Below are 12,317 nucleotides of genomic sequence, written 5' to 3'. Positions count from 1 at the left end.
AGCGTGCCGCCGTCGGCCTCCTCGAACTTGCCGATCCGGCGGGCGACGGCACCGGTGAAGGCGCCCTTCTCGTGGCCGAACAGCTCGGATTCCAGCAGGTTCTCGGGGATTGCGGCGCAGTTGACCGACACGAAGCGCTGGTCGGCTCGCTTCGACTTGCGATGGATGTAGCGGGCGAGCACCTCCTTGCCGGTGCCCGACTCGCCGCTGATCAGCACCGAGGCTTCCGACGGCGCGATCTGGTCGGCGAGGCGGACCACCTGCGCAAGCGCGGGGTCGCGGAACAGCAGGCGATGGCTCTCCTCGGTGATCGCCTCCAGAACGGCAGCGATCAGTTCCTCGTCGGGCGGCAGCGGCACATATTCCTTGGCGCCGGACTTGATCGCCCGCACCGCGGCACCGGCATCGTTGCCGATGCCGCAGGCGACGACCGGGATCGTCATCCGCTCGGCGGCCAGGTGACCGATCAGCTCGCCGATGTCCAGCTTGACGTCGACCATCAGCAGTTCGGCGCCGATGCCGTTGCGGATGGCATGCATGGCGGACGGAATGTCGCTGGCATGGCTGACCTTGGCGCCGCGGCCGATGGCGATCTTGCCTGCGGCCGTGATGTAGCCTTCCAGCGGTCCGACGATCAGCAAGCGCATTGGGGTCGATCCTTTCGGTAGAATACGGGTGCCGGGAGGCCGCTTACGAGCGGTCCGACTTGATGATTTCCGTCATGGTCACGCCGAGACGGTCGTCGACCACGACGACCTCGCCGCGCGCGACCAGGCGGTTGTTGACGAAGATGTCGATCGGCTCGCCGACCTTGCGGTCGAGCTCGACGATGGCGCCGGGGCCGAGGCGTAGCAAATTGGCCACCTGGATCTGCGACTTGCCGAGCACCGCCGAGACCTGGACCGGGATGTCGTAAACCGTCTCCAGCTCGCGCGCGGTGCGCACCCGGTCGGTATCGTCGTCGTCGCCCGGCTTGTGACCGCCGGACGCCGCCTCCTCGCGCGCCATCTCGGCCATGGCCGCAGCCATGTCCATCTCGCCTTCATCGTCGTCCAGGTTGTCCAGGACCAGATCGCCGTCGTCGCTCATCACCGCGCCTCCTGTGCGCCATCATCCTCGGCGACCGCTTCCGCGGCCGTGGCGGCCGGGCTCGCCGGCTGTGCATTTCCGCCCATCGCCTGGGCCACCAGCGCCTGGATCTGCTCCATCAGCGCATCGCAGTTGCGCTCGGCGCCGCCGTCGGCCCACTCCACCGCGCAGCCGTCCACCGGCAGCTTGGGGTCGGCCAGGATCACCAGCTTGCCGGGATAGGCCCGTGCCGCCGCCATCGCCTCCAGCGGTGCGCTGGCCTGCTCCTGCACGTCCGGGTGGAACTTGAACACGATGGCCGGCTCGTGCCGGGCCAGCTCCAGGCACTGCGCCACTACGGTTTCGATCTCCTGCAGCCCGTGCGTGGCGGCCAGGCGGGGGTAGAGCGTGCGGATCGCAGCCATCGCCACCGCCATGCCGTCGCGCCGTGCCTGGTCGGCGACGTAGCCGAGCTGCTCGCGCAGCGCGCCGAGCCGGCCGTCGATCTGGCCGAGCGCATCGCGCGTCGCCCCGTCGATGCGCTGCAGCGCGGCCGTTTCGCCGGCCGCCTGGCCCTCGGCGAAGGCCGCCGCGCGCGCCGCTTCCAGCTCCGAAATGCCGAATGTCGGCTCCGGCTCCGGCTCCGGCTCGGGCCGCGCCCTTTCGGACGAGTCGAACGACGTATCGAACAGGAATTTTTCCACGACGCGATCCATCGGGGAGCCCGGTCAGTAGACCAGCTCGTCCTCGCCCTTGCCTTCGTTGATGACGATCTCGCCGCTGGCGGCCAGGTCCTTCGCGATCGCGATCATCTGCGACTGCGCCTCGTCGACGTCCTTCAGGCGGACCGGGCCCATGGCGACCATGTCCTCCTTCATCAGCTTGGCGGCACGCTCCGACATGTTGCCGACGAACAGCTGGCGCAGGCTTTCCGACGCGCCCTTCAGGCACATGGCCAGCTTGTCCTTCGGCACCTTGCTCATCAGCTTCTGCACCGAGGTGGCGTCGAGCTTGCCCAGGTCCTCGAACGTGAACATCAGCGACTTGATCTTCTCGGCCGCGTCGCGGTTCCGCTCCTCCAGGGCCGACAGGAACCGGCTCTCGGTCGAGCGGTCGAGGTTGTTGAAGATGTCGGCCATCATCTCGTGGGCGTCGCGGCGGTTGGTGCGCGCGAGGTTGCTCATGAACTCGTTGCGCAGGGTCTTCTCGACGTCGTCGAGCACCTCCTTCTGCACCGATTCCATGCGCAGCATGCGCATCACCACTTCCATGGCGAAGCCTTCGGGCAGGTTGGTCAGCACGCGCGAGGCGTGGTCCGCCCGCACCTTCGACAGCACCACCGCCACGGTCTGCGGGTATTCGTTCTTCAGGTAGTTGGCCAGCACGGTCTCGTTGACGTTGGCCAGCTTCTCCCACATCGTCCGGCCGGCCGGGCCGCGGATCTCCTCCATGATCTGCTCGACGCGCTTGTCGGGCAGGATCTTCGACAGCAATCGCTCCGTGCTGTCATAGGTGCCCATCAGGGCGCCCGACGACATCAGGCCTTGGGCGAAATCCTTGAACAGCTGCTCGACCACCTCGGAGGCCACGGCGCCCAGCGACGCCATGTGCTGCGAGATCTCGCGGATCTCCTCGTCCTGCATCTCGGTGAACAGCTTCGAGACATGCTCGTCGCCGAGGGCGAGCATCAGGATCGCGACCCGATCCGGGCCGGTCAGCTTCTCATAGGTCTCGAGACTGCGGTAGTGCGCGGCTGCCACGGCGATCAGCCCCGTCCGGCGTAGAGCCAGCTACGCAGCAGCGCCACCGCCTCGCCCGGGTTCTGATCGATCAGGTCGCTGACGCGGCTGATCGACTCGCGGCGGACCTGGCCCTCGATCTGGGCGAGGTCGATGAACTCGTCCATCTCGCTGCGCTTGGCGACCGCCTGCCGGTTGCCGCCGGCACCGCCGGCCTGGCCGCCCTCGGTCTGCGTAGCCTCGCCGCCGGCGGTCAGCAGCGGCGGCTGGCCGTCAGGGCCGACGCCGCCGGCGATGGCCAGCTGCCCTCCGGCAGTCGCCGGCAAGCGCCAGCACCCCGCCGCCGGCGCCGCCCGCCACCCCGCGCAGCAGCGGGCGCACGACGAGCAGCATCGCGACCAGGCCGAGCACGCCCAGCAGCACGATTTCGATCAGCCGCATCATGTCGATGCCGAGGCCGTCAGAAAGCCGCCGGCCTCGGCATCGCCTTCAACGCCGGCTCGACCCGGCTCGCACCGTCGGCAAACTGCAGGTTCTGCACCTCGATGGTATCGCCGCGCGTCGAAGCCGACCGCCGGAGGCGACCGGCGAGCATGATCCAGTTCTTCCTGGGTGCGCGGCCGGTAGGTGATCTCGCTGACCTCGTTGCCGTCGGCATCGGTGGTCACGAGCACGGTCGTAGGAGCCGTCGAGGATGACGGCGATCGACAGCCGCTGGACCGCCCCGGGTGCGACCGTGCGCTGGGTCTCCTGCACGGAGACCAGGTTGGTGACGCGCTCCTCGGTGCTGCTGTCGCGGCTGAGGCTGGTGGTGCCGGGGTTGGCGCCGCCCTGCGGGTTGGGCAGCTCGGTCAGCACGGTCACGCCGTCGGCGCTCTGCTGGTCGGTCGACTCCTGCGAGCGCTCGATCGTCGTGGTCTCGGACGGGACGGCGCCCGCCGGGTCGTACGAAGTCTGCGACTCGGTGACGAGGTCGAAGTTCATCGTCGCCGTCACCTTGGCCTGCACGTGGCCGGCCCCGACATAGGCGCTCAGCAGTTCGACGATCTGGTGCTCGAGGTCGGTCTCGTAGGCGCCCTGCAGCTGGTCGGAGCCCGAGGTCTGGCTCGACTCGGTCAGCAGCCGACCGGTCTGGTCGATGATCGAGACCTCGTCCGGCGTCATCTGGTTGACCGCGGAGGCGACCAGGTTCTGGATCGCGACGACCTGACCGGGCGAAAGGGTCCGGCCGCCGCGGATGTCGAGGATGATCGAGGCGCTGGGCGGCTGGGTCTCGCGACTGAAGGTGGTGCGCTGCGGCAGTACCAGGTGCACCCGTGCATTCTCGACCGCGTCGAGCCAGCGGATCGTCCGTGCCAGCTCGCCCTCGATGGCGCGCCGCTGGTTGATCTCGATGATGTTGCTGGTGGTGCCGAGGGCGTCGAGGTCGTCGAAGATCTCGTAGCCGATCACGCCATAGCCGGGCAGGCCCTCGGCGGCCAGGTCCAGCCGCAGCCGGGCCACCTCGGTGGACGGCACCATGATCGTCTCGCCGCCGTTGGCCAGCTCGTACTCGATGCCGCGCGAATCCAGTTCCGCCACGATGGCGGTGCTGTCGGTGGGCTCCAGGCCGGCGAACAGCGGCGACATGTCGGCCGCGCTGAACCGGGCGAAAATATAGGCGAACAGGCCGATCAGGCCGGCCGCGACCAGCCCCAGCGCGATGATGCGCCCGGGGCCGAGGCTACGCAATGTGGTGATCAGGCCCTGCACGACCCGGCATCTCCCTGACAACAGGATGCGAGCGTGCTGCGGACCGCCAAGACGGTTGTCGGCGGGTCCGAGCCCTCGCGTCAGGCGGACGCTAGGGTGGTCGTGCTGAACAACAGGTTAAGGGCCGGCAGAATTTGCCTGGGGGTAGGAATCTTTTTCTGGGTGGACGGGTTCAGACGCCGCCGGCCACGTGCTCGCGATAGTCCTGCAGGCGGGTGGTGCGCAGGCCGCGCATGCCATGGCGCTCGATCAGGCGCTGCCACGAGAGAAATTCCTCGACCGAAAGGCGATAGCGGCTGCAGGCGTCCTCAAGGCTGATCAAGCCCGAGCGGACACCGGCCACGACCTGCGCCTTGCGCTTGATGACCCAGCGTTTGGTATGTGGGGGCGGCAGATCGTCGACACTCGTGGGGGTGCCCACCGTGTCGAGGATCACGTCTTCGAAGCCCTTGGTCGTGTCCATCGCTCTTCCTGCCGAAATCGACAACGTCCTGTTGCTAGCTCCAGAAACTACGTCGGGCCGCTTTAAAAACCCCTAAGGCAGCCGGTTTCTCTATGCATTCCGGGGGGTTAACGGTTCGAATTTTAGCGATATCCGATCCTTGCCGAACGGCAGCGCGCCGGCGCGCATCGTTGCGATGCCGCCGGCGCGCAAGGCTCGGGAGGTCAGAAGTTCAGGAGGTCAGGAAGGCATTACCGCTTCAGCCGGATCAGCTCTTCCAGCATCTCGTCGCCGGTGGTGATCGTGCGGGCGTTGGCCGAATAGGCGCGCTGGGTGATGATCATGTTGGTGAACTCCTCGGCCAGGTCGACGTTGGAGCTTTCCAGCGACGCCGCCGCAACCTTGCCGGCGCCGGCGGTGTTGGCCTGCAACAGCAGATATTCGCCGGACAGCGACGTCTCGCCGAAGGCGTTGCCGGGCGCGACTGCAGGCCGTTAGGGTTGTTGAAGGTCGCGAGCGGAATCTTGTAGACCGCCTTGCGGCTGCCGTTGTCGAAGAAGGCGGTGACGATACCGTCCTGGTCGATCGCGACGCCGGAGAACGAGCCGAAGGGCAGGCCGTTCTGCTCCAGCTGCTTGGGCGTGTAGGGGCCGTCGAGGAAGGTCATGCCGTTCGGCTCGTCGTAGTCGCCGAGCGCGATGGTGATCTCGCTCGCGCTTGCGGTGCCGAGCTCGCCGCCGGAGCCGGTGAAGGTGAAGGCCGCCGGCGACGCAGGCGTGAAGTCGAGCGTCAGCTCCAGGGCGCCGGTGCCGCCGGTCGGCGTGCCATCCGCCGCGAAGGTGATGGTCCCGACCGTCATGTAGTTGGTCGACGAGAACGCCGCGGCGGCGGGGGCGGCGCCGGTGTCGGCGTCGTAGGTACCCGACGCGACGCCATCGGAGGTACGGTTCAGGCCGGTGACGCGCAGATCCCACGCATTGGAGCCGTTGTAGTACCAGGTCAGCTCCATGTCGTGCGCGACGCCGAGCGAATCGTAGATGGTGACGTTGGTGGTTTCGGTGTCGCCGGTCGACGCGGTGGCGGGCAGGTTCGCCGAGATGTCGATCTGCGTGGTGCGCTCGGCCAGGGTCGACAGGCCGGCGACGTTGACCGTCTCCAGCGCCGAGATCGAGCTGGTGTTCGAGGGCAGGTTGCCGCTGGTGTCGAGCGGCCAGCCCTGCAGGTAGAAGCCGCCTGCGTTGACGAAGTTGCCGTCCTTGTCGATCGTGAACGAGCCCTCGCGGGTATACAGATACTCGTTGCCGACTCCCGCCGCCGCCGATTCGTTGACGACGAAGAAACCGTTGCCGTCGATCGCGATGTCGGTCGGCGAGCTGGAGCCTTGCAACAGGCCCTGGTGATCGACCAGACGCAGCGGCGAGGAGGCGACGCCGCCCGGCGTATAGCTGGATGCCGATTCGGACTGGGTGACCAGCGTGGAGAAGCGGCCGCGCGTACCCTTGTAGCCGATCGTGTTCACGTTCGAGATGTTGTCCGCGATCATGCCGAGATTCTGGCTGTTCGCGGCAAGCCCCGAGACGCCGGACACCATTGCGCCGTAGATGCTCATCTGGTTGTGCTCCTTGCTGATACCTTGTGGCCGCGCTGTCCTGCGCCGGCCGTGTTGTCGTGTCGGGGCGGCGGGTCAGGCGGCCTGCGCGGTCTCGCCGTCGTCGGCCTGCTGCTGCTGGCTGACAGCCCGCACCGAGGTGATGTCCTGCAGGTAGACCGCGAGGTCGCCGATCATGACCACGGTCTGGCCGTTGCGCGATTCGACGCCGCTGACCACGCCGACCACGCCCGGTTCGGCGCCGACCTGGTTGCCGTTGGCATCGCGCGCCTCGATGCTGATCGTATAGATGCCGTCCGGCTGCGCGCCGCCCGAGGCACCGACGCCGTTCCACGCGATCTCATGCGAGCCGGCATCGGTCGGGCCTGTGCCCGAGAACACCACGGCGCCGTTGCTGTCGCGAATGGTATAGGTGGCCGACGCTGCGTCGGAGTCCAGCGTGTAGGCGAACGTCGCCTGGCCGTCCTGCAGCACCGCCTCGTCGCCGATCGCCGTGATTTCGCGGCCGATGAAGTCCAGCGCGGTGAGCGTCTGGTTGGCCTGTTCCGCCACGACCAGGCTTTCCAGCAGGGTGTTGGTCTTGATCGCCTGCTCGACGCCGCTGAACTGGACCAGCTGGTTGGTGAACTCGTTGGTGTCCATCGGCGACAGCGGGTCCTGGTTCTGCAGCTGCTGGGTCAACAGCGTCAGGAAGCTGTCGAAGTTGGACGACAGGCTGGTCAGGGCGCTGCTCTGGCTCTGCGACTGGGTGGCAGTGCCGCTGGTGGCGCTTACGTTCATGTCGGACTCCGCCTAGACGAACAGGTCGACAACCATGTGGCTGCCGCTGTGGTGGGTTACGACGATGCCGTCGTCGGTCGGTTCGCTGTCATGTCCGCCGTCACCGCTGCCGCCGCTGCCGTCACGGCCCTCGCGGCCCTCGCCGTGCGGATTGGAACCGCCGTGCTGGCGCAGCGAGAAGTTCAGGTCGCCGCCGGTGTCGAAGCCGGCATCGGCGAGCGAGCGCTCCAGGTCGCGGACGTTGCGCTGCAGCTGCTCCAGCGTGTCGGGGCGGTCGGCGGTGACCGATAGGGTCATCCGGCCGTCGGTGCCCAGCTCCATCCGCACGTCGATGCGGCCGAGTTCGCGCGGATGCAGGCGGATCGAGACCTGGTCGGCGCCGGCCGAGGCCGCGCGGGCGATGGTGACGCCGATGCGATCGGCCAGCTGCGGCCCTGTCGGCGCCGGACGATGCTGTGCCGGGCCAGCCGCATCGGCCCGGGCCGGACCGTCCGCGCGCTCGGCCGCGTTCGCCAGTGCGGGCATGCCCTGGGTGTTGCCGGCAGCAGGTGCCGGCTCCGCGCCGGCCGGCGGTGCGGTGTGGGCGTTCGCGTTGGCGGCATTGCCGGCCATCGCCTGCACCATCGCCTTGAAGTCGGGCGTGCCCGGCGCGTCGGAGGGCTGACCCGGCTCGGCGGCGCGCGCCTGGCCCGCGATCGTGCGGCCGAGCGCCGCGCTGGCGGCCTGATTGTTCTGGCGCTGGCCGTTGCCGGCGTCGTGCGCGGTCGGGGTCAGGGGCCTGCTGGACAGGGCCTGGGCGAGCAGGGTGCTGCTCATCGACTGGCCCGGCAGGTCGGTCACCTTGATGGTTCCGCTGCCGGCAGCGGCGTCGGTCGCGGCGCCGGCCGCCAGATTCGGATCGGCCGGCGAGCCTGTGGCCGCCGCCGGGACGCTCGCCGCGGCGAGCGCTGCCGCTCGGGTGGCGCCGGACGTGCCGCCGCGGGTCGGCTCGGCGCCCTTGCTGCGTTTGGCGCCGGTTTCGACCGATGCCGTCGCGTCGGTATCGGCCGGGCCATCGCCGGCCGCCGCGTCGCCGCGCTCCCTGGCGGGGCGGCCGTGGCCATGGCCCTCTTCGCGCGCGTCGGCGGGCCGTTCGGGCAGCGGCCTGGCGTCGGCGTCGACGGCGGACACGTCCGCATCCTCGGCCTTCGGCCGGTCGCGGCGCCAGTCCTCGGTGGCCTCGGCGGCACGCTCCGGCCGATCATCCTCGGCCGGCGGCTGGTCGCGGTCGCGCCCGGCGCGGTCGCTGATGGCGGCGCGCCGGTCCCCCCCGGCGTCCTGCGCGCCCAGGGCGCGAACCAGCTCGTCGAAGCTCTGGCCCTTCGCCGCGCCGTTCGAAGCGCTCGCCGATCCGACGACCTCGAACCGGGGGCTCTCGCTACGAAATGCAATCTGCATCGATTGTTCCTTCGGCTAACCTGCGGGCCAGCTCTCGCAAGCCGCGGGCCAGGCCAGTCCCTCCTCAATGTGTTGAAATAATTGTATTTTTTCTCCGGTGCCGCGTCGCGGGTCAGGACTTGCCCGGCGTGCCTTGCCCACCCGCCGGCAACTGTTGCCGGGCCCGGCCGCGGGCAACAAAAAACGCCGCTGGGCTGCAGCGGCGTTCGGGTCGGCTCGGCGCGGCGGCTGTGCCGCTATGCGACGAAGCGGTTGATCGAGGGCGCCGGCCCGCTGCCCTGGGCCGGTGCGCCGCCGGCATAGGCCGTCTCGGCAGGGCTTCCGGCCTTCGCCTGCGCGGCGGCGTGGGCGCGGCCCTCGTTCAGGCCGGCGGCGATCTGCCGGTTGATGTCGATCAGCACCTGCAGCCGGTTCGGCGTCACCCGGGCCAGCGCGGCCACGGTCTGGCGGTCGACGAACGCAGCCAGGCTCAGCATGTTGTTCTTCAGCGGCAGCGGTAGCGGGTTTTCCGGTTCCGCGATGTCGGTCTGAAACAGGGTCCACAGGCGCCAGTTGAGGCGCAGGGCCGCGCGATACTCTTCCAGCGGAACATCCTGGCGCTGCACGGCGGCGAGGCGCCGTGCCGCTTCCAGCAGGGCGCGCGATTCGGTCTCGCTCGGGTTGGAGCCGAGCTTCTGGGCCTGCTGGTAGGGGTTGTTACGCGGAGCCGGCATGCTTCAGCACCTCTTCCTCATACCTGATCAGGTTGCGGCACTTCTTCAGCGCCCCATAGCTGTCACCGGCGATCATGTGCTGGCCGATTTCCAGCAACAGCGGCGTCGAGCTGGGCGCCGCCTCGCCAAACTGTTGCAGGAAGCGATTAAAGTTCTCTTGATGGACCTTCTCCCGCTCCGGGAAAAGGTGAATGAGCTGGATGGTGAAATAGATCCGCCGGGCCGGCGTGTTGGCCTGCTCTTCGGTGATGATGTCCTTCTCGCGCAGGATGTTCGCACGATTCTGCAGGACGAATTGGGCGCGGTCGCCGCCGTTGACGATGACCGCGCCGTTGATGATGATCCGTTCGCCGGACTTGAGCGAGATCTTGAGAGCCATTTCTCGGTTCCTCTCGTGCTTTCTGCACGGGCCGATTCGGAAGGGGACCGGCCGTCGTTATGCCTAGCCGAACAGCTGCAGGACGTTGCGCTCGTTCTGGGCCGAGAGCGAAAGGGCGTTGGTGGCAAGCTGCTGGCGGGTCTGCAACGCAAGCAGATTTGCGCTTTCCTCGTTCATGTCCGCAAGTGTCAACTTGCCGGAGCCCTGCTCGAGCGTGTTCACCAGTGTCTGGGTGAAGTCCAGCCTGGTCTTCAGCACGGTGTTGTTCGAGCCGAGGGCGGCTGCGTTCGTGCGCAGTTCGATCAGCGCGGCGTTGACCTGGGTCAGGGCGGCGTCGACGTCGCCGTCGCTGCCCCAGTTGTTGGTCGCCGAAGCGATCGAAAGGCCGCCGGCACTGGAGGTGGACTTCAGGTGCGCAATGGTCAGCTTGGACGACGCGTCCTCGTTGAAGTCGACCGTCAGCGTATCGCTGCCGCCGTCGATCAGGTTGACGCCGTTGTAGCTTGCGTCGCGGGCGAGGTCGTTCAGCTGGGTCAGCAGGTTGGAGAACTGCGTGGCCAGTCCGGAGCGCTCGGCCGAGCTGCCCGACGACTTGGCCTTGGTCGCGAGACCCTTGGCCTGCTCGACCAGGCTGGTGATCGACTCCAGGCCGTCGATGGCCGCCTGGATGGTGCTGATCGCCTGGTCGACGTTGTCCTTCAGTCGGCCCAGGTCGCCGGCGCGGTCGCTCAGCGCCCGCGACTGGAAGTAGGCGGTCGGGTCGTCCAGCGCGGAACTGACCTTCAGGCCCGTGGCCAGCCGGTTCTGGGTGGTGTTGACCAGGCTCGACGTGCGCTGCAGCGTCAGCAGGTTGTCGCGGACGATCTGGGTAAGAGCAATCTTTCCAGCCATTTCAGTCTCCGGTCTCCGCCATGCGCCGCCAAATGTTCTCGCGGCGTCTTTGGGTTCAGCTTTCTGCTCCGGTTCGCGTTGCTACCGGACAGGATGAACGCGGCAGGTGCCGCAGTTCGGTCGAACCCATTAACGGCAACCGCTGTGCCAAGGCGGGCCAGGCCGCCGGGCCAGAGGCCGGAAAGGAACAAAAAAGATAAAATTTTCAATGACTTGTAGAGACGGCCAATCGCGCGTCGGCGGCGCGCGATGGCGTGCCTGGCCGCCGGATTGGCCCATTTGGCTGGGAAATCTCTGCCGCCGGATGGCAATTCGTGCCGGGGGAATCCGGGGTCCGGCCCGGCAGCTTCGACCGCCCGCGCCGACGCCGGGCGCAAAAAAAATGGCGGGGCCGAAGCCCCGCCACCAGTGCGATCGTGTTGTGGTTCGGTCTTAGCCGAGGAGGCCGAGGACCGACCGCTCGGTCTGAGCCGACAGCGACAGCGCGTTCGTCGACAGCTGCTGCCGAGTCTGCAGAGCCAGCAGGTTGGCGCTTTCCTCGTTGAGGTCGGCGATCGTCAGCTTGCCGGCACCACCCTCAAGCGTGTTGATCAGCTTGGAGGTGAATTCCAGACGGGTCTGCAGCACCGTGTTGTTCGAGCCCAGGGTCGAAGCGTTGGTGCGCAGCTCGGTCAGAGCGGCGTTCACCGCGGTCAGCGCCGTGTCGACGTCGCCGTCCGAAGCGAAGTTGTTCGCCGCCGCGCCGATCGAAAGGCCGCCGACGCTGGCATTCGACTTCAGGTGCGAGATGGTCAGACGCGAGGTCGACCCCTCGTTGAAGTCGACGGTCAGCGTGTCGGAGCCGCCGTCGATGAGGTTGACGCCGTTGTAGCTCGAGTCCCGCGCCAAATCGTTGATCTGGGTGAGGATGTCGTCGAACTGCGCGGCGAGGCTCGAACGCTCGGTGGTGTCACCGGACGACTTCGCCTTGGTCGCCAGACCCTTGGCCTGCTCGACCAGATCGGTGATGCTCTCGATACCGTCGATCGCAGCGCCAATGGTGCTGATGCCCTGGTCGATGTTGTCCTTCAGGGTGGCCAGGTCGCTGGCGCGGTTGTTCAGCGAGGAGGCCTTGAAGAAGGCGGAGGCATCGTCCAACGCCGAGCTGACCTTCAGGCCCGTCGCCAGGCGGTTCTGGGTCTTGTTGATCAGACCGGTGGTGTTGGTCAGGGAGATCAGGTTGGCGCGGATCGGCGCCGAAAGAGCGATTTCAGACATGTCGTTTTCCCATTCTAGGAAGAGGCCACGAATGCGTTCTGCATTCGCCATTGCCTGGTTCTACATGAACGACGACATGCCAGGAGGCGGCCCGCGGCGCCGGAACTACCTGTTCCTGTGACGTTGGCCATCCTGGCAAGTAACGCCGCGCCACTCAGGCAGCAACTGCCGTGCCAGTTCGTCGGCACACGGCTAAGTCGTTGGTGGAAAACAATACACAAAAAACGAGTAAGAAAAAATTCACCATGCG

Annotated in this window: 15 protein-coding genes and 1 pseudogene; all 16 read right to left on the bottom strand. The window is 67.5% G+C overall.

Translation table 11 applies throughout. From position 1 onward, the window contains the following. Positions 1–647 (bottom strand): sigma 54-interacting transcriptional regulator (locus R3F55_19825; GenBank protein MEZ5669644.1); only part of this gene is annotated, 647 nt, incomplete at its 3' end. Between the two features lie 43 nt (positions 648–690). Next, positions 691–1,089, bottom strand: coding sequence for a flagellar motor switch protein FliN (gene fliN, locus R3F55_19820; GenBank protein MEZ5669643.1), 399 nt, complete (start codon positions 1,087–1,089; stop codon positions 691–693). After that, on the bottom strand, positions 1,089–1,772 hold the full coding sequence (locus R3F55_19815; GenBank protein MEZ5669642.1) for a FliH/SctL family protein: 684 nt from the start codon (positions 1,770–1,772) through the stop codon (positions 1,089–1,091). The genes fliN and R3F55_19815 overlap by 1 nt, the downstream gene beginning before the upstream one ends. Positions 1,773–1,796: 24 nt before the next feature. Beyond that, a complete protein-coding gene (gene fliG, locus R3F55_19810) occupies positions 1,797–2,828 on the bottom strand; it encodes a flagellar motor switch protein FliG (protein MEZ5669641.1) in 1,032 nt (343 codons plus the stop codon). Positions 2,829–2,833: 5 nt separating this feature from the next. Next, entirely contained in the window at positions 2,834–3,133 is a 300-nt protein-coding gene (locus tag R3F55_19805) for a hypothetical protein (protein ID MEZ5669640.1), read from the bottom strand. Then, complete coding sequence (locus tag R3F55_19800; GenBank protein MEZ5669639.1) at positions 3,081–3,248, bottom strand: hypothetical protein; 168 nt, start codon at positions 3,246–3,248, stop codon at positions 3,081–3,083. Before R3F55_19800 ends, R3F55_19805 begins: the two co-directional genes overlap by 53 nt. A gap of 48 nt (positions 3,249–3,296) precedes the next feature. Beyond that, positions 3,297–4,559: a flagellar basal-body MS-ring/collar protein FliF gene (gene fliF / locus R3F55_19795; protein MEZ5669638.1), complete on the bottom strand. Its 1,263-nt coding sequence runs from the start codon at positions 4,557–4,559 to the stop codon at positions 3,297–3,299. 172 nt (positions 4,560–4,731) lie between these two features. After that, positions 4,732–5,022, bottom strand: coding sequence for a DUF1153 domain-containing protein (locus tag R3F55_19790; GenBank protein ID MEZ5669637.1), 291 nt, complete (start codon positions 5,020–5,022; stop codon positions 4,732–4,734). Positions 5,023–5,252: 230 nt separating this feature from the next. Further along, entirely contained in the window at positions 5,253–5,432 is a 180-nt protein-coding gene (locus tag R3F55_19785; protein MEZ5669636.1) for a flagellar basal body rod C-terminal domain-containing protein, read from the bottom strand. 107 nt (positions 5,433–5,539) lie between these two features. After that, a pseudogene (locus R3F55_19780) lies at positions 5,540–6,544 on the bottom strand (flagellar hook-basal body complex protein). Positions 6,545–6,685: 141 nt separating this feature from the next. Further along, positions 6,686–7,390, bottom strand: coding sequence for a flagellar hook assembly protein FlgD (locus R3F55_19775; protein ID MEZ5669635.1), 705 nt, complete (start codon positions 7,388–7,390; stop codon positions 6,686–6,688). A 12-nt stretch (positions 7,391–7,402) separates the two neighbouring features. Next, a complete protein-coding gene (locus tag R3F55_19770) occupies positions 7,403–8,827 on the bottom strand; it encodes a flagellar hook-length control protein FliK (GenBank protein MEZ5669634.1) in 1,425 nt (474 codons plus the stop codon). A 236-nt stretch (positions 8,828–9,063) separates the two neighbouring features. Next, complete coding sequence (gene flaF / locus R3F55_19765; protein MEZ5669633.1) at positions 9,064–9,540, bottom strand: flagellar biosynthesis regulator FlaF; 477 nt, start codon at positions 9,538–9,540, stop codon at positions 9,064–9,066. Continuing rightward, positions 9,524–9,919: a flagellar biosynthesis repressor FlbT gene (locus R3F55_19760; GenBank protein MEZ5669632.1), complete on the bottom strand. Its 396-nt coding sequence runs from the start codon at positions 9,917–9,919 to the stop codon at positions 9,524–9,526. Before R3F55_19760 ends, flaF begins: the two co-directional genes overlap by 17 nt. Before the next feature lie 63 nt (positions 9,920–9,982). Then, positions 9,983–10,810, bottom strand: a complete 828-nt coding sequence (locus tag R3F55_19755; GenBank protein MEZ5669631.1) for a flagellin — start codon at positions 10,808–10,810, stop codon at positions 9,983–9,985. Between the two features lie 432 nt (positions 10,811–11,242). After that, positions 11,243–12,118, bottom strand: a complete 876-nt coding sequence (locus R3F55_19750; GenBank protein ID MEZ5669630.1) for a flagellin — start codon at positions 12,116–12,118, stop codon at positions 11,243–11,245. Positions 12,119–12,317: the final 199 nt, after the last annotated feature.

The sequence above is a fragment of the Alphaproteobacteria bacterium genome (assembly GCA_041396705.1).
Lineage (GTDB): Bacteria > Pseudomonadota > Alphaproteobacteria > CALKHQ01 > CALKHQ01 > CALKHQ01.
The sequence above is the reverse complement of the archived record's forward strand: the minus strand, read 5'-3'. Positions and strand labels throughout refer to the sequence as shown.